This window comes from Pseudomonas sp. LRF_L74 (genome assembly GCF_965644255.1).
GTDB lineage: Bacteria > Pseudomonadota > Gammaproteobacteria > Pseudomonadales > Pseudomonadaceae > Aquipseudomonas.
In genome coordinates this window covers 404,309-428,466 of record NZ_CBFFRH010000003.1, presented here as the reverse complement: position 1 = coordinate 428,466, position 24,158 = coordinate 404,309, and the positions used below count along the sequence as shown (strand labels likewise).

The 24,158-nt window shown below is 63.0% G+C and carries 22 protein-coding genes; 17 read left to right on the top strand and 5 right to left on the bottom strand.

All coding sequences use genetic code 11. The features are described from left to right. Positions 1 to 188 precede the first annotated feature (188 nt). Together ACSZPK_RS10600 and ACSZPK_RS10595 are read left to right on the top strand one after the other, a co-directional pair. Entirely contained in the window at positions 189 to 500 is a 312-nt protein-coding gene (locus tag ACSZPK_RS10600) for a DUF485 domain-containing protein (RefSeq protein ID WP_437881409.1), read from the top strand. Beyond that, positions 497 to 2,155, top strand: coding sequence for a cation acetate symporter (locus ACSZPK_RS10595; RefSeq protein WP_437881408.1), 1,659 nt, complete (start codon positions 497 to 499; stop codon positions 2,153 to 2,155). Before ACSZPK_RS10600 ends, ACSZPK_RS10595 begins: the two co-directional genes overlap by 4 nt. Before the next feature lie 81 nt (positions 2,156 to 2,236). On the opposite strand, the gene ACSZPK_RS10590 is transcribed toward ACSZPK_RS10595, so the two are convergent. The 3 genes from ACSZPK_RS10590 to ACSZPK_RS10580 form a co-directional block, all read right to left on the bottom strand. Continuing rightward, the gene (locus ACSZPK_RS10590) at positions 2,237 to 3,832 is read right to left on the bottom strand and encodes a malate:quinone oxidoreductase (protein ID WP_437881407.1); all 1,596 of its coding nucleotides are present in this window, start codon (positions 3,830 to 3,832) and stop codon (positions 2,237 to 2,239) included. A gap of 361 nt (positions 3,833 to 4,193) precedes the next feature. Further along, the gene (locus tag ACSZPK_RS10585; protein ID WP_437881406.1) at positions 4,194 to 5,048 is read right to left on the bottom strand and encodes a hypothetical protein; all 855 of its coding nucleotides are present in this window, start codon (positions 5,046 to 5,048) and stop codon (positions 4,194 to 4,196) included. A 194-nt stretch (positions 5,049 to 5,242) separates the two neighbouring features. Next, positions 5,243 to 5,647: a hypothetical protein gene (locus ACSZPK_RS10580; RefSeq protein WP_437881405.1), complete on the bottom strand. Its 405-nt coding sequence runs from the start codon at positions 5,645 to 5,647 to the stop codon at positions 5,243 to 5,245. A gap of 469 nt (positions 5,648 to 6,116) precedes the next feature. Here ACSZPK_RS10580 and ACSZPK_RS10575 point away from each other — a divergent pair, with 469 nt between their 5' ends. Next, the gene (locus ACSZPK_RS10575) at positions 6,117 to 6,320 is read left to right on the top strand and encodes a DUF2188 domain-containing protein (RefSeq protein WP_437881404.1); all 204 of its coding nucleotides are present in this window, start codon (positions 6,117 to 6,119) and stop codon (positions 6,318 to 6,320) included. Between the two features lie 127 nt (positions 6,321 to 6,447). Here ACSZPK_RS10575 and ACSZPK_RS10570 read toward each other — a convergent pair whose 3' ends face one another. Beyond that, the gene (locus ACSZPK_RS10570; RefSeq protein WP_437881403.1) at positions 6,448 to 7,347 is read right to left on the bottom strand and encodes a LysR family transcriptional regulator; all 900 of its coding nucleotides are present in this window, start codon (positions 7,345 to 7,347) and stop codon (positions 6,448 to 6,450) included. A 180-nt stretch (positions 7,348 to 7,527) separates the two neighbouring features. Between ACSZPK_RS10570 and ACSZPK_RS10565 the strand changes: the two genes are divergently transcribed. The 8 genes from ACSZPK_RS10565 (at position 7,528) to ACSZPK_RS10530 (ending at position 18,128) form a co-directional block, all read left to right on the top strand. After that, a complete protein-coding gene (locus ACSZPK_RS10565; RefSeq protein ID WP_437881402.1) occupies positions 7,528 to 8,778 on the top strand; it encodes an OprD family porin in 1,251 nt (416 codons plus the stop codon). 35 nt (positions 8,779 to 8,813) lie between these two features. Then, complete coding sequence (locus ACSZPK_RS10560) at positions 8,814 to 10,100, top strand: FAD-dependent oxidoreductase (RefSeq protein WP_437881401.1); 1,287 nt, start codon at positions 8,814 to 8,816, stop codon at positions 10,098 to 10,100. Between the two features lie 51 nt (positions 10,101 to 10,151). Continuing rightward, positions 10,152 to 11,531 (top strand): MFS transporter, encoded by a 1,380-nt coding sequence (locus ACSZPK_RS10555; protein WP_437881400.1) that lies wholly within the window; start codon positions 10,152 to 10,154, stop codon positions 11,529 to 11,531. A gap of 79 nt (positions 11,532 to 11,610) precedes the next feature. Continuing rightward, on the top strand, positions 11,611 to 12,432 hold the full coding sequence (gene aroE / locus ACSZPK_RS10550; RefSeq protein ID WP_437881399.1) for a shikimate dehydrogenase: 822 nt from the start codon (positions 11,611 to 11,613) through the stop codon (positions 12,430 to 12,432). A 454-nt stretch (positions 12,433 to 12,886) separates the two neighbouring features. Further along, entirely contained in the window at positions 12,887 to 14,443 is a 1,557-nt protein-coding gene (locus ACSZPK_RS10545; RefSeq protein ID WP_437881398.1) for a methyl-accepting chemotaxis protein, read from the top strand. 266 nt (positions 14,444 to 14,709) lie between these two features. Next, positions 14,710 to 16,080: a chromosome partitioning protein ParA gene (locus ACSZPK_RS10540; RefSeq protein WP_437881397.1), complete on the top strand. Its 1,371-nt coding sequence runs from the start codon at positions 14,710 to 14,712 to the stop codon at positions 16,078 to 16,080. A gap of 6 nt (positions 16,081 to 16,086) precedes the next feature. Next, positions 16,087 to 17,010, top strand: coding sequence for a 1-aminocyclopropane-1-carboxylate deaminase/D-cysteine desulfhydrase (locus ACSZPK_RS10535; protein ID WP_437881576.1), 924 nt, complete (start codon positions 16,087 to 16,089; stop codon positions 17,008 to 17,010). Between the two features lie 8 nt (positions 17,011 to 17,018). Next, positions 17,019 to 18,128, top strand: coding sequence for a cyclic nucleotide-binding domain-containing protein (locus ACSZPK_RS10530; protein WP_437881396.1), 1,110 nt, complete (start codon positions 17,019 to 17,021; stop codon positions 18,126 to 18,128). 22 nt (positions 18,129 to 18,150) lie between these two features. On the opposite strand, the gene ACSZPK_RS10525 is transcribed toward ACSZPK_RS10530, so the two are convergent. After that, on the bottom strand, positions 18,151 to 19,077 hold the full coding sequence (locus tag ACSZPK_RS10525; protein ID WP_437881395.1) for a DUF1853 family protein: 927 nt from the start codon (positions 19,075 to 19,077) through the stop codon (positions 18,151 to 18,153). A gap of 80 nt (positions 19,078 to 19,157) precedes the next feature. Here ACSZPK_RS10525 and ACSZPK_RS10520 point away from each other — a divergent pair, with 80 nt between their 5' ends. The 6 genes from ACSZPK_RS10520 (at position 19,158) to ACSZPK_RS10495 (ending at position 24,150) form a co-directional block, all read left to right on the top strand. Further along, on the top strand, positions 19,158 to 20,045 hold the full coding sequence (locus ACSZPK_RS10520; protein WP_437881394.1) for an NAD(+) kinase: 888 nt from the start codon (positions 19,158 to 19,160) through the stop codon (positions 20,043 to 20,045). Then, the gene (locus tag ACSZPK_RS10515) at positions 20,042 to 21,013 is read left to right on the top strand and encodes a metallophosphoesterase (protein WP_437881575.1); all 972 of its coding nucleotides are present in this window, start codon (positions 20,042 to 20,044) and stop codon (positions 21,011 to 21,013) included. Before ACSZPK_RS10520 ends, ACSZPK_RS10515 begins: the two co-directional genes overlap by 4 nt. A 36-nt stretch (positions 21,014 to 21,049) precedes the next feature. Beyond that, positions 21,050 to 22,399, top strand: coding sequence for an ATP-binding protein (locus ACSZPK_RS10510; RefSeq protein WP_437881393.1), 1,350 nt, complete (start codon positions 21,050 to 21,052; stop codon positions 22,397 to 22,399). Then, on the top strand, positions 22,399 to 22,881 hold the full coding sequence (locus ACSZPK_RS10505; RefSeq protein WP_437881392.1) for a hypothetical protein: 483 nt from the start codon (positions 22,399 to 22,401) through the stop codon (positions 22,879 to 22,881). The genes ACSZPK_RS10510 and ACSZPK_RS10505 overlap by 1 nt, the downstream gene beginning before the upstream one ends. Next, positions 22,881 to 23,804, top strand: coding sequence for a tetratricopeptide repeat protein (locus ACSZPK_RS10500; protein WP_437881391.1), 924 nt, complete (start codon positions 22,881 to 22,883; stop codon positions 23,802 to 23,804). Before ACSZPK_RS10505 ends, ACSZPK_RS10500 begins: the two co-directional genes overlap by 1 nt. Positions 23,805 to 23,886: 82 nt before the next feature. Continuing rightward, positions 23,887 to 24,150, top strand: coding sequence for a YeaC family protein (locus ACSZPK_RS10495; protein WP_437881390.1), 264 nt, complete (start codon positions 23,887 to 23,889; stop codon positions 24,148 to 24,150). Positions 24,151 to 24,158: the final 8 nt, after the last annotated feature.

Sequence of the window (24,158 nt, the reverse complement as noted above, 5' to 3'; positions counted from 1 at the left end):
AGAACCGAATGATTTTTTCCAGCATTCGGCCTCAGGTTTCCAGCCAACCCCCGACCTAGACGCTTCTCGATTCGACTCCTGGCAAACCTGCCAGCAGCCGTACGACTAAGGTCGTCTATCACCCATGCATGGGCGAACTAGAGTTGCTCATACCAGCAACCCGTGCTGCTGTAGAGGACAACAATAAAATGAACGACAGCATCTACAAGCGGATTGAACAGAATCCGCAATTCCAGGAACTGGTCGCCAAGCGCGAACGATTCGCCTGGATACTTTCCACCATCATGCTAGGCCTGTACGTGGCCTTCATTCTGCTCATCGCTTTCGAGCCACAGGTCCTGGGGACGCGCATCAGCGCGGACTCACCGGTGACCTGGGGCATTCCACTGGGTGTTGGCCTGATCCTGTCCGCCTTCGTGCTGACGGGTATCTATGTCAAACGCGCCAATGGCGAATTCGACCGCCTGAACAAGGCCATCCTCGACGAGGTGCAGAAATGATTGCACGTATTCTCTCGACCATCGGCCTGCTGGCCGTTGCTCCTGCCCTCTGGGCTGCCGGTGCCATCGAAGGCGATGTACAGCGCCAGCCGCTGAACGTCTCGGCCATCGTCATGTTCGTGGTCTTCGTCGGCGCTACCCTGTGCATCACCTACTGGGCGTCCAAGCGCAGCAAGTCGGCGTCCGACTTCTACACCGCCGGTGGCGGCATCACCGGGTTCCAGAACGGTCTGGCGATTGCCGGTGACTACATGTCGGCGGCGTCCTTCCTGGGGATTTCCGCCCTGGTGTTCACCTCCGGCTACGACGGCCTGATCTATTCGATCGGCTTCCTGGTCGGCTGGCCGATCATTCTCTTCCTGATCGCGGAACGCCTGCGCAACCTCGGCAAATACACCTTCGCCGACGTCGCCTCGTTCCGCCTCAAGCAGAAGGAGATACGGACCCTGTCCGCCTGCGGTTCGCTGGTGGTGGTGGCTTTCTACCTGATCGCGCAAATGGTCGGTGCCGGCAAGCTGATCGAGCTGCTGTTCGGCCTCAACTACCATGTCGCGGTGGTGCTGGTCGGTATCCTGATGGTCATGTACGTGCTGTTCGGCGGCATGCTGGCGACCACCTGGGTGCAGATCATCAAGGCCGTACTGCTGCTCGCCGGTGCCAGCTTCATGGCGATCATGGTGCTCAAGCACGTCAACTTCGACATCTCCGCGCTGTTCAGCGAGGCGATCAAGGTGCACCCGAAAGGCGAGGCGATCATGAGCCCCGGCGGCCTGGTGAAGGACCCGATCTCGGCGATCTCCCTCGGCCTGGCGCTGATGTTCGGTACCGCTGGCCTGCCGCATATCCTGATGCGCTTCTTCACCGTCTCCGACGCCAAGGAAGCCCGCAAGTCGGTGTTCTTCGCCACTGGGTTCATTGGCTACTTCTATATCCTGACCTTCATCATCGGCTTCGGCGCGATCCTGCTGGTCAGCACCAACCCGGCCTTCAAGGACGCTAGCGGCGCGCTGCTGGGCGGCAACAACATGGCCGCCGTGCACCTGGCCGACGCGGTGGGCGGCAGCCTGTTCCTGGGCTTCATTTCGGCCGTGGCCTTCGCCACCATCCTCGCGGTGGTCGCCGGCCTGACCCTGTCCGGCGCCTCGGCGGTGTCCCACGACTTGTACGCCAGCGTGTTCAAGAAAGGCCAGGCGTCGGAGAGGGATGAGCTGCGTGTATCGAAGATCACCACCGTGATCCTCGGTGTGCTGGCCATCGGCCTGGGCATCCTGTTCGAGAAGCAGAACATCGCGTTCATGGTCGGCCTGGCGTTCTCCATCGCGGCGAGCTGCAACTTCCCGGTGCTGATCCTTTCCATGTACTGGAAGAAGCTGACCACCCGTGGTGCCATGATCGGCGGCTGGCTGGGCCTGCTCACCGCGGTTGGCCTGATGATCCTCGGCCCGACCATCTGGGTGCAGATCCTCGGTCATGAAAAAGCCATCTACCCCTACGAGTACCCGGCGTTCTTCTCGATCATCGTGGCTTTCGTCGGTATCTGGTTCTTCTCGATCACCGACAAGTCCACGTCTGCCGAAGAAGAGCGTGCGCGCTTCTATCCGCAGTTCGTGCGTTCGCAAACCGGTTTGGGGGCCAGTGGTGCTTCGTCGCACTGATCGCCTGGCATAACGAAAAAAGGCAGCCCTCGGGCTGCCTTTTTCTTGGGCGTTTTACCGCTATTCCCGCAGGCAGGTCGCTTACTGTGCGTCTGCGACGTCAGCCTCGGTGGCTTCGGGCTGCACTTCGACGAAGTTCAGTTGCAGGCGCTCGCTGCTCCAGGCGCGGGTCTTGTTGGTCAGTTCCAGGTTGTTGTTCAGCTTCTGGCCGTAGGAGGGAATGATCTCCTTCAGCTTGGCTTGCCATTGCGGGGTCTGGACCTTGTCCTTGAAGGTTTTTTCCAGCACCGAAAGCATGATCGGCGCGGCGGTCGAGGCACCTGGCGAGGCGCCCAGCAGGGCCGCGATGCTGCCGTCGGCCGAGGAAACGATCTCGGTGCCGAACTGCAGGATGCCACCGTGCTCCGGGTCCTTCTTGATCACCTGGACGCGCTGGCCGGCGGTGATCAGTTCCCAGTCTTCATCCTTGGCATTCGGGAAATACTCGCGCAGGGACGCCATGCGGTCGTTCTGGCTAAGCATCAACTGGCCGATCAGGTATTTGGTCAGGTCCATGTTGTCCCAGCCGGCGTTGCTCATCGGGCCAATGTTGTCGCTGCTGATGGCGGCGAACATGTCCCACAGCGAACCGTTCTTCAGGAACTTGGTGGAGAAGGTGGCGAACGGTCCGAACAACAGGACCTTCTGGCCATCGATCACGCGGGTGTCCAGGTGCGGAACCGACATCGGCGGCGAGCCGACCGAGGCCTTGCCGTACATCTTGGCCTGGTGCTGGGCGACGATTTCCGGGTTCTTGGTCATCAGAAACTGACCACCGACCGGGAAGCCGGCATAACCTTCCGCTTCCGGAATGCCGGACTCTTGCAGCAGATGCAGGGCCGCGCCACCCGCGCCGATGAAGACAAACTTGGCGTTGACCGAGGTTTCCTTTTCGTCGTTGGCCAGATCGGCTACCAGCACGTTCCAGGTGCCGTCCTGGTTGCGTGTGATGCCGCGTACTTCGTGCTGCAGGTGCAGCGAGACGTTGTCGCGCTGGGTCAGCGAGGCGAACAGCTGCTTGGTGATCTCGCCAAAGTTCACGTCGGTGCCGATCGGCATGTAGGTGGCGGCGATCTTCTGTGCCGGGTCACGGTTGGCCATGGCCAGCGGCACCCACTGGGCGATCTGTGCCGGGTCTTCGGAGTACTGCATGCCACGGAACAGCGAGCTGTGCTGCAGGGCGGCATGGCGCTTCTTCAGATAGGCGGTGTTCTCGTCACCCCAGACGAAGCTCATGTGCGGCACGTTGTTGATGAACGACTTGGGGTTCTTCAATACGCCCTGGTCGATCTGGTAGGCCCAGAACTGCTTGGATATCTCGAAGTTCTCGTTGATACCCACGGCTTTGCTGATGTCGATGCTGCCATCGGCGACTTCCGGGGTGTAGTTCAACTCGCAGAATGCCGAGTGGCCGGTACCGGCATTGTTCCAGGCGTTGGAGCTTTCGTCGGCGACGCTGGGCATGCGCTCGTAGACGTCGATGCTCCAGCCCGGTTCGAGCTCGTTCAGGTAGGTGCCGAGGCTGGCGCTCATGATGCCGCCGCCAATCAGCAGGACATCGACGGTTTTTTCCGCTTGTGGCGGCTTTGAGCATCCCGCTGCGGTGAGGCAGACGAGAAGTAGGAACAGTTTCTTCATTGCTTGAGTGACCATTTCTGTGAGGCGAATGACAAGGCTGTCAGCGGTTCGTGGTCGGGCCGCGCTTTCTAAGGCGTGGTCCCACGATGCGGGGGAGGCGCGTTGTTATTGGAAGAAACCCTTGATCCGCTCGGCTAACCGGTGGACGTACTTGTGGCGGCACTTCTGCTCGACGCATGCGGCAAAAGGTCGCGTGGCCCGATAGCAAGACCGATGCCGGAATCGCCAATGCCAGCGATTGCGCGGTATGTGTGGCCGCTTTGGAAGTGTGAAGTAGTGCACGTTTGGCGAGATGTCGCCACTGAAGTTCGATATATGGCGGGAAAAGTGGCGGAATACCGCCTGCAACGACCCTGGCGGTTCACTTGAGGGTGTAGCGCAGGGTGACTTCGCCCTGCTCGGAGCGCGCCTTGTCGAGGAGCAACGCCGCTTGGTAGCGCTTGCCGTCGTAGCGGAACAGCGTGGTGCGGATCATGGAGGCGCTGAGCCTGACCGGGCAACCCAGGTCGGGATAGCCTCCGCTGCTCGCTGGCATGCGGTAGCAGGCGCTGCCGGTATCGCTGGCGAAGAGTACCGACGGCTGTTCTCCGGCGACCGAGACCAGCCACAGCGGGGCGACCTGGTTGGCAGTGGCGCAACTGGCGAGGACCACGTTTTCGTGTGTGGCACTCAGGCGCAGGTCCTTGTAGCGCACCGGCTTGCCGAAGCAGGCACGTTCCAGGTCACGCAGCAGGGGACGCAGACGCTTGACCACCTTGTTCGGGCTGTAGGACCAGCTCTCCAGGCGCGCACCGGCCGGCCCGGCAGGGTCAGGCAGCTTTTCCCAAAGGCTCACGTAGTTCGCCACCTGCTGCTTGAGCGTGGCGATACGGCACCCTTTACCCTGGCAATGTTGCAGGGTCTGGCGATCCTGCTCGATCAGGCGCGCCATCTGTACCGGGTCGGGGCTCCTGGCGAGCAGGGATTTCTGCAGCGTCGCCCACTGCCTGGCGACCTGGGCGCTTTCCTGGCTGCCTTGGCAGATATCCGCCGGGAATGCTTCGAGCAGGCCGTCATTGGTAGGGTCGTCGTCCTTGAGATCGACCTTGGGCTGGCAAGGATCGGCCGCCAGCGTGGCGGCTGCCGGCTCGGGTGTAGCAAGATTGAGCGGCGTTTCAGAGGCCTGCGCAGTGCATGACAACAGCCCAAGCAGACTCAGGTGAATGATCCGGTTCATCGCGCGAGTACCTGTTAGCCCGTGATGACAGGCCTCCGTGCTTGTGCGGCCCTGGCAGGTATGACCAGGCAAACCGGCAGATGTCGCAGCGCGAATGACCCGTCCCGCGCTCGGCTGCCGGGGAGGCAGCCTGGAGGCAATCGCTGCCATCGCCAGAGGGGCTAGAACGAAGCGCCGTCCGTCAGAGAGCAGAGCTACAGTCGCGGTGGATGAATATCGAAGCCGGCCGCTTCGGTTTCGGCGAATATCTCCGCTTCGATCCTGGCGAGGCGTTCGGCTTCCCGCACGTGGCTGGCCAGCCCGCTGATGTCGCGTTCGCGCTTGAACTGCGCATAACGGCTGGCCAGTGACTCCAGGTTCCTGGAAAGGCGTTGCAGTTCGTTGCTCAAGTGACGCAGTTCCGCCTCCGGGTCCAGCAGCAGGCCCTTGGCCGTGCAGTGGCCGCGTACGCCGCGGAGCACCAGCAGGCCACCCAGCCCGGCTTTGACCGCGCCGCCCGGCCCGCCGGCATCCGCGCCACGGGCGGCCAGGGCCAGGCCTGCGCCGATGGATAGGATGCGTTCCCAGCCTGAAAGGTTGGAGTGGGAGTGCTCGCTCATGGATGTCTCCTTGGTGATTGCGCTGGAAGTGGCGCAAAGGGATCGCGCCAGTCGATTGGGGAGGACGGCTCGGTATCTCGATCCGGGCCGTTGCGATGAGGTGATGGCGGTTGCTGGGTTCGATTACGCGTGGACATGCATCGTTCCGCAGTCAGTGGCGATACGTGTAGGGAGTGAAGACCGGCCGGATTGGTTGCCGCTGCGGGACGGACGGTCGAGAATCTGCCGTGACGCCGGAACAGCAGGTGCGGGAAACGCACGTCGACACCACTCTTTTGTCGCTTTGGCCGCTTGCCTGGACAAGACGAGCCATTCCACGCTGGTCGTGCCCATGAGCGATGCTTGCGCCGGAGAAAGCATGGCAGAACGGCCAACTGGCCTGTTCGGCCGCCGCCCATCTCCTTGCCTGAACCTTGGGTGATCGACGTCTCTCCGATCAATCATGGGCATCGAGGCATTAGGAGCGACGGTGGGCATTTATCACATCAGGCAAACGGACGCCGGTTGGGAACTGATCAAACAGGGTGCCACTCGCGCTTCCAAACGGGCATTGACCAAGGGCCGCATCCTCAAGGAAGCGCAGCGCTTCCTGAGCGGCAAGGATGCGCTGCTGGTACTGCATCATGAGGATGGCAGCAGTGAACAGGTGAATTATCCACAGGGCAAGAGCTAGGTGCTTTTCCGGCTTCGAAGCGTGGTCATGATCGACGCGATGCCTGTGATTCGTCTGTAGGGGGCATATGAGAACGTCGGCCCCAGCAGGCGGACGCGAGCATTGCCCGGTCGGACTGATGGCCCCTTCACTTTATGCGTAGATGCATGGTGCGGCGAACCTGTTCGAAGAGTGCGATTCCCGCTTCCTCGGCGACGTGTACGAACGGCGCGGTCTCATTGCGGCGACGAATCAGCACCAGGCTGGCGCTGCGGCTGAAGCTGTCGATGCGCCGAAAGCGCACGCGCGGGTTGGCGAATAACACGCTTGAGCCAGGCACGAGAGCGATGGCTGCGCCGGTGGCGACGATGTCGATCAGGGCGTAGGTAGAGCTGACCTCGAAGGCGATGTTGGGTTTGAAGCCGGCTTCGTCGCACAACGCCATGGTCGGGTCGAAGTAGGCTCGTGGCTGGTCGCGCAGGTAGCTGGCAAAGGCTTCGTGGCGAGCGTCAGTCAGCTCCAGCTGGCGTTTCTTCGCCAGGGGATGATGGCAAGGTACCACCAGGCAGAATGGGTCTGACAAGCTGCAGAAATCTTCCAGCGACGGATCGGCACCTGTCCAGCGTGAGATGCCGATGTCGATCTGGCCGCTGTGCAAGGCTGCGGCCTGCTCGGTCGAGAGCATTTCCTGGGCGCGCAACTGGGCATCGGCACGGTGGCTGCGCAGGTCGCAGAGCAGGTTGGGCAGCACGAAATGCGCGGCCGAAGGAATGAAGCCGATGTTCAGCCGTGCGTCCTCGGTATCGGCCGCACGCTTGGCATTGAACTTGGCACGCTCGGCCTGGGCCAGCATGGCTTTGCAGTCGGCCAGGAATACGCGACCCGCAGCGGTCAGCGTGACGCCTTTGGCGCTGCGAAACAACAAGGGCGTGCCGACTTCCTCTTCCAGCGCCTGGATCTGCCGGGACAGCGGCGGCTGGGCGATGAACAGCGCCACGGCGGCACGGCTCAGGCTGCCGAGCTCGGCCACCTTTACGAAATAGCGCAAATGCCGAAGCTCCATCGCTCACCTCAACCTTAAAGGTATGCCTGCCTTATCCAATCGATATTTCTTCCTGGCCCGCAGGAGCTCTTAGGATCGACCGCACATGCCAACGCAGCCGAACGAAACGCGGCACACGTTAAGACGCATGAACAACAAAAACAATGATGCGAATAGAGTGATCCCATGCCCCCATTGCCAATCAAATTCCTGGCCAGAGCCTTGTGGCCTGTGCTCATCGCCTTGCCGAGCAGTGCCGCGTACGCCGCCGGTGAAGGCTTCTTCGCCGGTGCTTCGGTCAACGGTATCGCCCGCAATTTCTTCATGAAGCGCGACTATATCGGCCACGGCTCGACCCAGGACAACGCCCAGGCCTGGACCCAGAGTTTCATCCTCGATGCACGATCCGGGTATACCCCAGGCGTAGTCGGCTTCGGTATGGATGTTCTTGGCAGCTATGCGCAGAAGCTCGATGGCGGCGCTGGCAGTGGCGGTACTCAATTGCTGCCGGTGCACGACCGTGGCCAGGCCGACAATTTCGGGCGCGTTTCGCCAACGCTCAAGGCTCGACTGGCCAAGAGCGAGCTGAAAATCGGTGAATGGAATGCGGTGCTGCCTATCCTGCGCGGCGATGACGGCCGCTCGCTGCCACAAACGTTCAAGGGCATCGCCGTGACGTCCCAGGATGTGGACGACCTGACCCTGAACGCCGGGCAGTTCCGCTCCACCCGCCAGCGTAACGATGCCAGCCTCGAGGACCTGCAATACCTGGGCGTGCGCTCCGACCGCTTCAACTACATCGGTGGCGAGTATCGGCTCAATCAGGGTCGCACCCAGGTGGGCGCCTGGCATGCGCAACTGCAGGACATCTACCAGCAGAACATGCTGTCTTTGACCCACACCGAGCAGGTCGCTGACTGGAGCCTGAAAGGCTACCTGGCACTGTTCACTGGGTGCGACGATGGCCAGGCGCGTGCTGGTGATCTGGAGAACCGCACCTGGACTGGCATGCTCACCGCTTCGCGCGCCGGCCATGCCTTTTCCCTCGGCTTGCAGCAGCTCAACGGACGCAGTGGCTGGTTCCGTGTCACCGGTACCAATGGCGCCTCACTGTCGAACGACAGCTACGCGGCAAGCTACGACAACGCCGGCGAGCGCTCCTGGCAACTCAAGTACCTGTACGACTTCTCGGCGCTTTCCGTACCGGGCTTGACCGCCATGGTCCGCTATATCCATGGCTATGGCGTGGATAACGGCCTGGTCGACAACGGCAGCGAGTGGGGACGCGAAACCGAGCTGGCCTATACGGTGCAGTCCGGCGAGCTCAAGGACCTCACCCTGCGCTGGCGTACTTCGGCGTTGCGCCGCGAGTGGGGCAGCAATAACAGCTTCAATGAAACCCGCCTGATCGTGAGCCTGCCGTTCACGATCCTGTGACTCTCTTTTTTATGAATGAAATCTGGGAACGATCCATGAGTGAACAACCGACAGCCAAGATCGATGTACTGGTATGTGGCGGCGGTATGGCCGGGACCATGGCTGCCATCGCATCGGCCCGGAGCGGAGCCCGGACCTTACTGATGGAGCGCTACGGCTTTCTGGGCGGCAGCGCGACGGCCGCCAGTGTCGGCCAATTCAACAGTTGGGAAACGGCCGCTGGGCGACCGGTGATCGGTGGTCTGGCGAGGGAGCTGGTGGGTCGTCTGGAGCAGGCTGGAGGTTCCTGCGGGCATACGCGCTGGACCATGTCCACCGGGCATCGCATGGATCGCGTCGAGTATTCGCCCGAGACTCTCAAGGTGGTACTCGATGAGATGATCGTCGAGGCTGGCGTGGAAGTGCTGTTCCATGCGGTGCTGGCCAGGGTCAGTGCCGAGTCCGGCGTGGTCACCCAGGTGCAGGCGCTGACCAAGGGCGGCTTGCTGCACTTCGAACCCAAGGTCGTGATCGACGCATCCGGAGACTTGGAGCTGTTGAGGTCGGCAGGTGCGACCTTTCTCGGTCTTGGCGAGAACGAAACGCTGCAACCCGCCACCCTGATGTTTCGTTTCGGCCCCATCGATTTCGCCCAGTACGAGGCGATACCCGCTGACCAACTGGCCGCACTGGCTCGCGAGGGCGTCGCAACGGGTCTTCTGCCTCGCGCGGCGCTGCATGTCAGCCGCATCCCGCGCAGTAGCGACGGCTGGTTCAACATCAGCCGTCTCGCCGTGGATGCGACCGATCCGTTCAGCCTCAGCCAGGCCGAAATCGAAGGGCGTCGCCAGGCCGTTCGTGCCGCGCGTTTCATCACGTCTCGGGTACCGGGTTGTGGCGCTGGCGAACTGGTCGCTTTCGCACCCCAGGTCGGGGTCCGGGAAACACGCCGTGTGCAGGGCGATTACGTGATCACGGCGGCTGACCTACGGGCCGCCAGGCCATTCGACGATGTCGTCGCGCTGGGTGCCTACCCCATCGACATTCACCCGGCCACCGGCTCGGAACTGATCTTCGAAGAGCTGGGCGAAGACCATGCCTATCCCTTGCCATTGCGCTCGCTGTTGCCTCAGGGCCTGGCCAACGTCCTCGCCGCCGGGCGCGGCATCTCGGCCAGTCACGAGGCCCATGCCGCCATTCGGGTCATGCCCATTGGTATGGCGCTAGGGCAAGCCGCCGGCACTGCCGCAGCGTTGGCCGCTCGCACCGACGGCGACGTCAGGGCGGTCTCGGTGACGGAGTTGCAGACCCGTCTACGTGAGTCGGGGGCAATTCTGAGTTGATCCGCACACCGAACCCATGCAGTCGTCTTTGAACAGACCTACGGATAAATCATGCAAACAACAATAAAAGCACCTGCTTCGACTGATTCATCGCCTGCCTTCGATATCGAGGCTCTGGTCGACAAACAGCCCATGGGGCGCTTGCAATACCTGGTTCTGATCGTGTGTAGCCTGGTGATATTCATCGATGGCTTCGATGTGCAACTGATCACCTACATCGCCCCGGTGCTGACCGAGGAGTGGGGCATCAAGCGTGAGCTGCTTGGCCCGGTGTTCGCTTCCGGCCTGGTGGGGACGATGCTCGGCGCGTTCCTGTTCGGCCCGGCAGCAGATCGTTTCGGACGCAAGAGGGTGCTACTCGCCTGTGTCGCGCTGTTTGCTGTCTGCTCCTTGGCGACCGCGTTCGCCAGTTCGGTGAACGAGTTGTATGCATGGCGCTTCATCGGTGGCCTGGGGCTTGGCGGAGCCACGCCCATTTCCATTGCCTTGGCCTCCGAATACTGCCCGCGTCGTACCCGTTCGGCGCTGGTGATGACGATGTACTGCGGTTTTTCCCTGGGCGCGGCGAGCGCCGCCTTGCTGACATCGGCGATGGCGCCGCGCTTTGGCTGGGAGTCGCTGTTCATCCTGGGCGGTGTGATTCCGGCACTGCTGTTTCTGGTCATCGTGCTGTGCATGCCTGAGTCGTTCGTCAGCCTGGTGCGTCTTGGCCAGCAGCGGCTGCTCGACCGTGTGGTGCGTCGCCTCGCCCTCACACCGCCGGCCGGCGATGCTCAGTACATCTATGGCGGCAAGACCGAACGAGGTTCATCGATTCGCAACCTGTTCGCGCCAGGCCGCGCGGTGAAGACGTTCACCCTGTGGGTGATGTTCCTCAGCAATATCCTGTCGCTGTACTTTCTGGTCGCCTGGTTTCCGACCCTGGTACGCAACGCGGGCGTCGAGATGCATGCGGCCATGGTCTCGTCCTCGCTGATCCAGGTCGGCAGTATCGTGGGCACCCTGTCGCTGGCGCTGTTCGTGCGCAAGACTCATCCGTTCTACCTGCTGGCCTGCGGTTACCTGGGCGGTGCGCTGATTCTCTCGATCCTGGGTAACGTAGAACTGACCTCGACGCTGTTACCGGTGCTGGCGTTCCTGGCGGGGCTGTTCGTGATTGGCACGCAGACAGCAGCGAATGCGCTCGCGGCCCTGGTTTATCCACCGCAGATGCGCTCCACGGGTATCAGTTGGGCGTTGGGTGTCGGTCGCATCGGTTCCTTCTCTGGGCCGGCGATCGGTGGGTTGCTGGTTGCCATGCAGGTATCCATCGGCCATATGTTTCTCCTGGCGGCTATCCCGGCGGCCATCGCCTTCTGTGCGGCACTGACCATGGTCCGCTTGGGCGGAGCCGATGCCGGTGAGCAGGGCGAGGTCGTCCCTCAGCCCTGATTGCATACCGGTCGGCCCGATTTGTCGACGCAACTGTAACTGCCCGGCCTTGTGCCTTGACCTGTCGTAGAGAAGACGCATGAGTGACCAATACGCCGTGATCGGCAACCCGATAGGCCATTCGAAATCGCCTTATGTACACACGGCGTTCGCTCGTCAGACCGGGCAGCGCATGAGCTATATCGCCATTGAGGGCGCGCTGGATGGCTTCGCTGGAGAGGTCGCTCGGTTCTTCTCGGCTGGTGGCAGGGGGCTCAACGTGACAGTACCGTTCAAGGTCCAGGCACTGGCGCTGGCAGAGCGCAGCACCGAGCGCGCCAGGCTGGCGGGAGCCGCTAACACCCTGCGCTGGATCGATGGTCGCCTCGAAGCGGACAACACCGATGGCGTGGGGTTGGTAAATGACATCCAGGACAACCTCGGCCTGCCCCTCGGAGGCCGCAGGGTTCTCCTGCTCGGTGCCGGCGGTGCGGGGCGTGGCATATTGCGCCCGCTCATCGAGCAGAGCCCGTCCCTGGTCATGGTGGTGGACATCGACCGCCAGCAAGCCGCGACCATTGTCCAACCTCACCTGCATTTGCTGGATCTACGCTGCAGCGACTACGCGAGTGTTGGCGAGATGGAGTTCGATGTGGTCATCAACGCCACGTCGGCCAGCCTGCAAGGCGTGGCGCCGCCGATCCAGGCCAGCATTTTGCAAGGTGCAGCGCTGGCCTATGACCTGGTCTATGGCAAGGGGCTGACACCCTTTCTACGCTTGGCCCGTGACGCAGGTGTGGACGTGCTTGCCGATGGTGTGGGCATGCTGGTCGAGCAGGCGGCAGCGTCTTTCCAGTGGTGGCGCGGTATACGCCCGCAAACGCTGCCGCTCATCGACGCCTTGCGCGTCCCGCTGACCTGAATACTTGGCAGGGCATGCACGGCATCATGGGAGCGGGCAGCCTGCTTCGATCCAGGCCTGTAAGTCAGCCGCGACCGGCTCGAAATCGCGCTCACACATGCTGCCGTGGTCGAAGTTGTTCGTTAGTTGATTGAGTGGTCAGTTTAATTGGTGCCAGGACCGATAAATATTCAGCTTGTCGGGGAGCTGAAAAGCTGTTCAGGGCACAAGTTGCCGATGTGTCATCTGGCCGCACAGCTATAGTTGGCAAGGTGCTGGAAAACGAGATCGGAGCCGTGGCAACGCGAATGTTTTTCGACGGCCTGTCAAAGGCGAATTGACCCAGGGCATGCCTACTGCCGGATTACCACCAAAGTGCTATGGCCAATAGCCATCCGACGTGCAGCAATGGCCGCGTCGCCACCGATCTGTCAGTCTCGGGGTGCCTTGAAAATAAGAACAGGAAGAGGTCGTCATGTCGCCGAGGTCCGTCCGTCCCTGGTTGTTCCCGTTGCTGCAAAGCCTGTTGTTGGCCGCTGGTGCGTTTTTCGTTCAGAACCTGGCCGCGCCGCTCTGGATATCACTGCTACTGCTGGCGCTTCTGTTGTGGTTGCCGTTGTTGTATCGGCCCGTGCCAGAGATACCGGCGGACAGCGGCCCCGATATTGCCGCGTTGACCCGCGACCTGTCTCGCTCAACCAGCGGTAATGCCCTGTCGGCAGCAGGCGTCAGTTATGCCGTGCAGCGCCTGGCGCAGAAACTCGACTCCATGCTCGACGGCGCTGCGCGCATCGTCACCAGTGCCGAGCAGATGATCGCCACCGAAGATGCTACCGCCCGTCTCAGCCAGCAGGGGCTGGAAGCGTCTACCACTGTGCGTGACAACAGCGATGCCGGTCGTTCCGGTCTGCGCGAAGTGATCACCTGCATGCACCAGCTCAGCCAGCGTGCTGGCGCCAGTCGCGAACTCATCGAGCGCCTGAACAAGCGCAGCGAGGAAATCCAGCGGGTGACCCAGGTGATCCAGTCGATCGCCAGCCAGACCAACCTGCTGGCGCTCAACGCGGCCATCGAAGCCGCCAGGGCCGGTGAGCATGGTCGTGGTTTCGCCGTGGTGGCCGATGAAGTACGTGGCCTGGCTGCGCGCACCGCCAGCGCCACTGAAGAGGTCGGGGTGATGGTGCACGACATCCAGCAGGACACCGGGCAGGCGGTGGAGCAGATTCGCCAGTTGTCCGCCGATCTCGACAGCAGCGTGCAGCAGGTGGTGCACGCTGGTGAACAACTCGATGGCATTGCCAGCCTGGCGGTTGGCGTGGAGGGGCAGATGCAAAGCATCGCCGAGGGCGCGCGGGGCAACCGCCAGGCTCTCGACGAGCTGTTCCATGCGGTCGAACAGATGCGCGAGGACCTGGCGGTGAGCGACCAGCAGACCGCCCGCCTGAGTGAGGCCGCCACTTCTCTCGAAGGGCAGGCGGAGGCGATCAGCGAGCGCCTGGCCGAGGGTGGCCTGGACGATTACCACCAGCGAATCTATGACCTTGCCCGGGATGGCGCGCAACGCATCGCCGAGCGCTTCGAGGCCGATCTGCAGCGAGGCGTCATCAGTGAGAGCGCATTGTTCGACCGTAACTACAAGCAGCAGCCGGGTAGCGAGCCGGTGCGTTACAGCACCAGCTTCGACCAGTACGCCGACAGCGTCTTGCCAGCCATCCAGGAGCCTTTGCTTGGCCACCACGAGGGCCTGGTGTTCGCCATCGCCTGCACCCCGGAAGGCTATGTGCCGACCCATAACAATGCCTTCAACCACAAGCCGACGGGCAATCCCGAGCATGATCGTCTGCACTGCCGCAGCAAGCGCCTGTTCAACGACCGTACCGGCAGGCGCTGTGGCAGCCATCAGAAGCCCTTGTTGTTGCAGACCTACACCCGCGATACCGGCGAATTGATGCACGACCTGTCGGTGCCGATTCTGGTGCGTGGCCGGCATTGGGGCGGCTTGCGCCTGGGCTACAGGCCGCAGACGAGCTGAGTTGCAGGCAAGCCTGCTTCTAACCGTGGCGCTTACAACCGCTTTTTGCAGCACGTCACAGTTCTTCTGCGCCATTCATGGCGGGCCTCGGCGCAGGCAAATGGCTGCCAACCCAGTCACACTGCGCCGCTGGTCTTTGCCCTAGACTGCCGCGAGCCTGTACCGGTTCTGCTGTGATCGACCCTGCCTGCGCCATGGCGACTGGTGCGTATTAATCGAAGAGCCCGTTGCACGGGCCACTCACGTCGTTGGTCACGAGGACAACCATGAGCATTCAGAACAAGCCGCATATGGTCGAGGCCGTGATGTTCTTCAGTGAGCGTGGCGGGATATGCAAGGAAATGCTCTTTCCCGAGTTCGAGGCACTGCTCGATAGCGTGGTCAACATGCCTGAGTTCGCCGATGAACAGGTGCGCATGGCCTACCTGCTGATCAACCCGCGCCTGATGATCCGCTCCGTGGTGTTCTTCTTCCTGGATTTTGATGAAAAGGGCGCGGCCGATAGCGGCTGGAACCTGCCGCTACGCCACCTTGCCGATAATGCCGGGCGTGGTCCCGACATGGGCGCCGGGCCGATCCGCCTGGCCTGCCGTAGCCAGTGCCCGGTGTCCTGGCACCAGATGCACCTGTGGGACCCGTCGCTCGCGCCAGGCGGCAACGATCTGGTGCTACTGCGCGACACGGTAAAACGCAATGCCCTGGGGCTTATCGTCGAGGACGAGTCCAGCGCCGTAATGGTGCCGGAGCGCCTGCACGTGGCTGCCGAGGATCGCTGGCAGGCACCGGACCCTGCTCTCGCCCAGGCGGAAAAGGCCGCCGCCGAGAAGGACCGTGAGCAGCGGGCCAAGGCCGCGCAGATGATCAAGCAGCAGCGCCTGCGCATCAGTACCCTGAGCCAGCAGTACGAGGAAGAGCTGGCGCGCCTCAAGATGGCCAGCGCCGAGCAACTGCGTAGTGTCCAGGTCGAACAGCAGCGTCTGCTCCAGGCGCTGCGCCAGCAGGAAACATTGAATGCGCGGCTCAAGGAGCAACTGGGCGCGCAGGCTGCCCAGTTCCAGAGTGGCCGCGAGGATATGTCGCGGCAGAGGCGCGTTCTGGAACACAATACCCGGACCGAAATGGACTTGTTGCGCAGCCAGTTCGAACGTGAGTCGCAGGCCAAGGTCGCCGCTGCCGTGGCCGAGTCCAGGGAGCAGGTCGCCATTCGTGACGTCGAGCTGGCCTACCGTGTAGAGCAGCAGGCCCATACTCAGCAGGAACTGGAACGGGTCACGGCTGAGCGCGACGAATTGGCGCGTCAGGGCGGTGAGCGGATTCTCGAGCGCCTGGCCAAGCTGGGTGTGGTGTTCGTGGTTTATCATCCTGGCGCCGGTCACCTGACCGTACCCTTGCAGGATGTCGCCCGTTATCAGAACAATCCCCTGGCTTATGCCGCGTCCAAGTGCTTCGTCAGCGAGCAGCAGTATCGCCAATGGTTGGAGCACTACCAGAACCCCGTGTGCGAGGCGCAACTGCCGAATGGCGAACGCTGTGCAATGCCCATCGAGCGGATCGACAGTCCCAGTCGTTTCGTTTCCGCCGAGTCGGGTTGCTGTACGCAGCACAAGGCGTTGTCGCGTTTGCGCACTGTCGGATAACGGGTGATAGGCATCGATAACTGGGCACCCAGCGCACCCGTGCACCGCTTGTCGCTCGATTGGCTCGAGGCGGCAGGGGTCGAGGTTCAGGTATTGCGTCTCGACCTGCTCGATCCACTGATCAGCGGTAACAAATGGTTCAAGCTGCGTCCCCACCTGCTGGCTGCACGGCAGGCCGGAGCCTTGGGGCTGATCAGTCTTGGCGGTGCTCATTCCAATCACTTGCATGCCTTGGCTGCGGCCGGGCGCCGTTTCGGCTTGCAGACGGTGGGCCTGTTGCGCGGCAACGAGCAGGACACGCCAACGGTCAGTGATCTGCACGCTCTGGGCATGCACCTGCACTGGCTCGGCTACGGCGCCTACCGGCAGCGCCATGAAACGCATTTCTGGACGCCCTGGTTGCAGCGTTACCCAGGCTTTCTGCCGATCAACGAGGGCGGCGCAGGGCTGCCTGCGGCGCAAGGTTGTGCGGCCATGGTCGAGATGGTACGTACCGCGTTGGGCGGCCTGGATTACCAAGGCTGGTGGCTGGCGGCCGGAACCGGGACCACGCTGGCCGGGCTGGTCCTGGCGGAGCAGGGGAGTGGTCGTCTCGTCCATGGCGCCATGGCGGTTCCGGCGGGGCATGGTATCGAACGTAACCTGCACACCCTGTTGGATGGCGATGGGGCCAACTATCGGCTGGTAGATGCAAGCCGTGGTGGCTTCGCCAGGCTCGATGCCGAGCTGGCTTGTTTCATTCTCGATACCGAGTCGCAATGCGGCCTGCCACTGGAACCGGTCTACACTGGCAAGGCACTGCTGGCATTGCGCGAGCAGGTGCGTGCCGGTTTCGTTGCGCGTGGCACGCGCCTGGTGTTCCTGCACAGCGGTGGTTTGCAGGGAAGGCGTGCGATGGACGCGCGCATGCGGGAGCTGGCGGCACAATGAACAGAACCATGATCGAGCCTCTGAACCCTGAGCAGTTGCGCAGTTTCACGCCTCTCAATGTGTTTTCCGAGCAGCAATGGCGAGAGCTGCGCGGACAACTGGTGCCGCGCCCCTATCTGGCCGGGCAGTTGCTGGCGCGTCTGGGGGATCAGGCGCGAACCACTTTTTATCTGCTTTCCGGTGAGCTTTCCCTGCGTGATGCCGATGGTCTGGAGCAACGCCAGCAGGCCGGCTCCCCGATCAGTTGCCATCCGGTTTCGCCTGGCTTGCCGCGCCAGCATGAGATTCGTGCCCTGAGCGATGTCAGCGTGCTTGCGCTGGACAGTGTTCAGCTTGGCCGCATGCTGACCTGGCGCCTGTCCTATCAGGACCTGTTGCTGGAGTTGGGTGGCGCTGGTGAGGAACTGGAATGGCTGGCGCGCCTGCTGGAAAATCCCCTGTTTGCCAAGGTGCCGCCAGGTAATGTGCGGACCATGCTCGGGCGCCTTCAGACTCACGAGTTGCCTGCCGGAAGCCGCATCCTTACCGAGGGCGAGGTGGGAGACCGTTGTTACTTCCTCAAAAGCGGCAGGGCTGAGGTGATGGCTGATCACGGCAGCTCGAGCCAGGTGCTGGCCGAGTTGGAAGTCGGTGCCTGTTTCGGTGAAGAAGCGCTGCTCTCGGACCAGCCACGCAACGCCAGCGTCACCCTGATCGAGGACGGTGTCGTGCTGAGCCTGGATCGCCAGGATTTCTTCGCCTTGCTCAAGGCCCCGGTGGTCGATGAATTGTCCCTCGGCGAGGCCACGCGCCTGCTGGCTTCCGGGGCACAGTGGCTGGACGTGCGCCTGCTTGAAGAGTACGAGCGCGCCCATGCCCCGCAGAGCCTGAATATGCCGCTGCACCTGCTACGCCTGAAGACGCGCCTGCTGGACAAGAGCCGGCCCTACCTGTGTTACTGCGACAGCGGCCGGCGCAGTGCCAGTGCCGTGTTCCTGCTATCCCAGCTGGGATTCTCCGCCTACGCCCTGCGCGATGGCGTCGATGCGTTGCCGGCGGTCCAGCGCGACGCGTTGCTGTGCGAAAGCGGTCCCGGCTACCTGGCCCGCAGTGGCGGCAGGGTTGATCGAAGCAATTGATAGGCGGTTGCTCCTGCCCTGGCTAGCCTTGAGGCCAGCGGTCACTGAGCAGGAACACGCGTTGGCTTTCTCGCCAGCGGCCCGCTGCATCGTGCTCCAGGCGCACCAACAGTTGTGCAGGGGCATCGTCAGGCAACTGCAGCAGCCAGGCCGTGAACTGGTCGCGGGTCCATAAGGCTGTCTTGTCGAGTGCGGCTGGAGCCAGCCAGGTGCCGCGTTGCAGTGGCTGCCAGTTGGCATGGCTATCGACGAATGTGCTCCATTGCTGGCGCCGCAACCAGGTGCCACGCAGATGCCAAGCGGCCGCTTGGCTCGGGGCGGCGCAGGCCTGCTGCCAGGGATAGAACAGATAACCGCCGAGCCAGAGGCTGGCGCGTGGTGTGAGTGCGGTGAAGGATTGCAGTGCCGTGTGGGCCTGGGTGCTGGCCGAGAGTGGCAACTGGCGTTCGTACATATGCCGTAGTTTGCTGCCGAGCCGGTCCTGGCTGCCGGGGCCGAGCCATTGATCGGCGTCGCTGCCGTCGCCATCGGCCGGCCCGAGGTAGAGCTTGATCGCCAGTTCCAGGTGATGGACTCCCTGGCTATCGCGCAGCAACAGATCCAGTTCTCCAAGGGTATGACCCGCATCGCGGATCGGCAGGTTGGCGGCCAGCAGCTCGACGTCCGGCGCGGCCATCAGGGCGAACTGCCAGAGCTGCTCGTAGTAGCGCCCCAGGCGCCGGCTGGGATGTTCTTCCAGCCAGTGCAGGAGCGCTTCGGGCGAGCGTTCCTGGAGCATGAGCCAGTCACGCAGACGCCCGGGGCGGGCCAGCCATTCGCTGGCTGCCAGCGGATGGCGCAGGTCTTGTGTCGTCGCCAGCAGGCCTGGGGAGAGCAGGGTCCAGGCAAGGTCGCGCACCGCAGGTTGGTGCAGTTCGCCGAGCAACTCATCAAGGTAGGTGTTGTCCATTGGCCGAGCATAGCCGGTTTGCCGCTGCCGCTGCCTTTCGCCCATAATCCGGCCACTTTCCATCCGTTGCAGAGCGCCCCATGGAGCAATTCCGCAATATCGGCATCATCGGTCGCCTGGGCAGTGCCCATGTGCTGGACACGATCCGCCGTTTGAAAAACTTCCTGCTCGAGCGGCAACTGCACGTGATCCTCGAGGACACCATTGCCGAAGTGCTGCCTGGCCATGGCTTGCAGACCTCGTCGCGCAAGATTCTCGGCGAAGTCTGCGACCTGGTCATCGTGGTCGGCGGCGACGGCAGCATGCTCGGCGCGGCGCGGGCACTGGCGCGCAACAAGATTCCGGTGCTCGGCATCAACCGTGGCAACCTCGGTTTCCTCACCGACATCAAGCCGGACGAGCTGGAAGTGAAGGTCGCCGAAGTGCTCGATGGCCACTTCCTCGAAGAGAGCCGCTTCCTGCTGGAGGCCGAGGTGCGTCGCAACGGCGAGGCCATCGGCCAGGGCGATGCGCTCAACGACGTGGTCCTGCATCCGGGCAAATCGACCAAGATGATCGAGTTCGAGATGTACATCGACGGTCATTTCGTCTGCAGCCAGAAGGCCGACGGCCTGATCATCTCCACGCCGACCGGTTCCACCGCCTACTCGCTGTCCGCCGGCGGGCCGATCATGCATCCCAAGCTGGATGCCATCGTCATCGTGCCGATGTACCCGCACACACTGTCCAGCCGGCCCATCGTGGTCGACGGCAACAGCGAGTTGAAGATCGTCGTCGCCGATGACATGCCGATCTACCCGCTGGTGTCCTGCGACGGGCAGAACCACTTCACCTGCTCGCCCGGCGACACCATCACGGTGGCGAAGAAACCGCACAAGCTGCGCCTGATCCACCCGCTGGATCACAACTACTACGAAGTATGCCGGACCAAGCTGGGCTGGAACGGCAGGCAGTGGAGCCACGATTGATCGACCAGGGGCGCGGCTACGATCTGATCGGTGATGTGCACGGTTGTGCCCAGGCGCTGGCGCGCCTTCTCGATTTGCTCGGTTATCGCCTGCGTGGCGGCGTCTGGCGTCATCCGACGCGCATGGCGCTGTTCCTCGGCGACCTGATCGACCGCGGGCCGCGTATCCGCGAAGCCCTGCACCTGGTGCACGACATGGTCGATGCCGGCCAGGCGCTGTGCATCATGGGCAACCACGAATACAACGCCCTGGCCTGGAATACCCCGGCGGCAGCGAACAGTGGCCGTCAGTTCGTGCATGAGCACACCGCTCGCCATGAGCGCCTGCTGGCGGAAACCTTCCGTCAGTTTGCCCGGCACCCCCACGATTGGCGTGATTTCCTCGGCTGGTTCCAGGGCCTGCCGCTGCTCATCGACGCTGGCCGTTTCCGCATGGTGCATGCCTGCTGGGATGGCGAATTGATCGAGCGTCTGCGCGGCCAGTATCCGCATGCGGTTACCAATGCTGCCTTCGTCGAGGCATCCTCGGTCAAGGGCAGCTTTGCCTATCAGGTGTTCGAGCGCCTGCTGCGCGGCACCGACCTACCGTTACCCGATGGCCTCACACTGACCAGCGAGGAAGGCTTCACCCGTTCTTCCTTCCGCACCAAGTTCTGGGCGGACAACCCACAGACATACGGCGACGTGGTGTTCCAGCCGGACGGATTGCCCGACGGGGTGGCCGAGCAGCCGCTCACCTCCGCCGATCGCAATCGCCTGCTGCAATACGGCGCCGATCAGCCGTTGCTGTTCGTCGGCCACTACTGGCGGCGCGGCCAGCCCGCCGCGATCCAGGCCAACCTGGCCTGCCTGGACTACAGCGCGGTGATGGGCGGGCGGCTGGTGGCCTATCGACTGGACCAGGAACGTCGGGTCGATCCGGCCAAGTTCGTCTGGGTCGATGTGGCCGCCTCGGAGCTTTGCGCCTGACATTCATTCATCTATCGCTACAGGTAATCGACACCCATGGATGACACGACACTGGTTCAACTGGAGGCGGCATTGTCGGCATCGCCCGACAACGATGCGCTGCTGACGCTTCTGTTGCAGGCCTATCTGGAGCGCAACGAATGTGCCCGAGGCTTGCCGCATCTGCCCAGCGGCCTCGCCGAACGTGACGATGCATCAGCGTTGCGTCTGTTGGCCGCGCGCCTCTGCTTGCAAGCTGGCGAGGCGACCCGCGCCTTGGCCCTGGCGCCGGTCGATGATCCGGCCGGGCGCCTGCTGCGTGCCCGTGCCCTGGCCGATCTGGAGCGCCGTGATGAAGGCCTGGTCGAGTACCGTGCTGCCGTCGCGGCCAACCCCGCGCTTGAGGATGTCGCCCTGCAGCGCCGGCTGAGTGCCAATGTCGTGGATTTCCAGGGGGGCGAAGGGCGTCCACGCCTACGGGTGATCTCCAACGACGACACCGATCGCAGCGAGGCGACGCGCCTGCTCGAACCCAGTACCGAGACCCTGACCTTCGCCGATGTCGGCGGCCTCGACGAACTGAAGAAAACTATCCACAAGAAGATCATCCTGCCGTACCAGAAGCCCGGCCTGTTCCAGCGTTTTCGCAAGCGTGTCGGCGGTGGCATCCTGCTCTATGGCCCGCCCGGTTGCGGCAAGACCATGCTGGCGCGGGCCACGGCGGGCGAGTGCAAGGCCACCTTTCTCAACGTGGCCATTTCCGATGTGCTGGACATGTACATCGGCGAGTCCGAGCGCAAGCTCCACGCGCTCTTCGAAGAGGCGCGGGCCAAGGCGCCGGCCGTGCTGTTCTTCGATGAGGTGGAAGCCCTCGGCGGGCGTCGCACCAATACCCGCGAGGCCACCTCATCCAAGCTGGTCAGCCAGTTCCTCACCGAGATGGACGGCTTCGCCCAGTCCAACCACGGTGTGCTGATTCTCGCGGCGACCAACGTGCCCTGGTCGGTGGACGCCGCGTTCCGCCGCCCAGGTCGCTTCGACCGCGTGTTGTTCGTGCCGCCGCCAGACCGTGCCGCACGTGCCAGCCTGTTGCGCATGCTGATGGCCGACCGCCCCAGCGCGGGCGAGATCGACTACGAGTTCCTGGCGCGCAGCACTTCGGGGTTTTCCGGGGCTGACCTGCGTGAACTGGTGGAAACCGCGGTCGACGAGGCCATCGAGGAGTCGATCAGCGAAGGCCAGGAGCGACCGGTCACCGACGTCCACCTCAAGGCCGCATTGAAAGAGGTCCGCGCCACTACCCTGGAGTGGTTGACCACCGCGCGCAACTACGCGCGTTATTCCAACGAAGGCGGCCAGTACGACGAAGTGCTGGCTTTCCTGGAAAAGAACGGCAAGGGGCGCTGATGCAGACCAACAATACCTATCGGCTCGATGACGAGCCCAGGCCGGGGCCGTTGGCGCGCCTGGCGGTAGAGCCGCTGTGGCCCTTGCTGGGCTTGATGCTCGGCGGTTTCTGGCTGGGCCTGCCCTGGTTCGTCTTCAACGGCTTCGCGGTCGGCAGCCCGACCCGCGTGCGCGAGGCGGTGATCGCCGGGCTCGGCTTGCTCGGCACCATCGGCATCGCCTTCGCCCTGATCTACCTGTGGCAGGCTGGCTACCTCCACAAGGATGGCTTGCAGTACGCGTTGCTGGTGCTGGTGGTCTGGAAGCTGGCGGTGGCCTATGCGCTGTTCGTGGCGCAGAGCGCGACCATCGAGATCTACCAGTACTACGGCGGCGTGCTCAATCGCTTCGGCATGCCGGTCATGCTGCTCGGTGCCTTCGTGCTGCGTGGCGTGGTCCTCGGGCTGCTGCCTTTCACCCTCTGGCAACTGGTGCTGAGCTGATGAACGAATCCTATCTGTTGCAAGTGGCCCGGCAGCGCCTCGCCTCGGGCCATATCGAGGGCGCCATCGACAGCCTGCGTCAGTTGCTCGGCGATGATCCGATGCAGGCCGAGGCCCATGCGCTGCTCGCCCTGTGCCTGTTGTCGATGCGCCGCGCCCATGCCGCCGAGCGCGAGGCCGGCCTGGCGCTGTCCGCCGACCCGCACCTGGAGCTGGCACATTACGCGGCGGCCCGCGTGGCCGTGGCGCGACGCCGTTTCAAGGACGCCGACAAGCATTTGGCACAGTTGCTCGACATGAACCCGCAGGAGGCCGCCTATCACCTGGCCCATGCCGAACTCTGCGACCTCACCCGGCGCGGCAAGGAGCAGCTCGCCAGCTTGCAGAAAGCCGTCGAATTGGCGCCGGATGACCCCAATTGCCTGGCGGCGCTGGCCAGCTATCACCGGCATCGCGGCGAAGTGCAGCAGGCCGAGCGCTTTGCCCGCGAAGCCTTGCAACTGCAACCCAACCATCACCAGGCCGTGGTCATCATGGGCCATCTGCTACTTCGTCGCGGCGAGACCGAAGCGGCGCGGGAACATGCGATCTGGGTGCTGCGCGAGGATGCCAACGATGTCTCCGCGCTGTTCCTCCTGTCGGCGGTGAAGGCGCGCAGCAATCCCTTCCTGGGCCTGTGGTGGCGCTACAACTCGTGGATGTCCGAGCTGGGGCCGACCCGCGCGATCATCGTGTTGCTGGGCATGTTCGTGTTCTATCGGGTGGCGGTGATCGCCACGACCCAGCAGGGCTATCCGCAAGCGGCCGAGGTGATCGGCTGGGCCTGGCTGGGCTTCGTCGTCTACAGCTTCGCCGGCCCGCAGATATTCCGTCGTTCGCTGGAGAAGGAGCTGGCACAGGTCAAGTTGTCGAAAGATTTCTAGGGCCCGAGGGTACGGCGCCTGGCCCCGTGCGTCTTCGCCTGCGTACCGGTAAGATGCGCTTCTGTTTTTTCAGGAGATGGCCATGTCGTCTTTCACCGAAATGATCGAGAACATCACCCCGGATATCTACGAGAGCCTCAAGCTGGCCGTGGAGATCGGCAAGTGGCCGGATGGTCGCAAGCTGACCCAGGAGCAGAAAGAGCTGAGCCTGCAGGCGATGATCGCCTGGGAGATCCAGAATCTGCCGGAAGACCAGCGTACTGGCTACATGGGCCCGCAGGAGTGCGAGTCGCACGCCGAGCCGATCCCCAACCTGCTGTTCAAGTCCAACGAAACGCTGCACTGAGGTTTTCG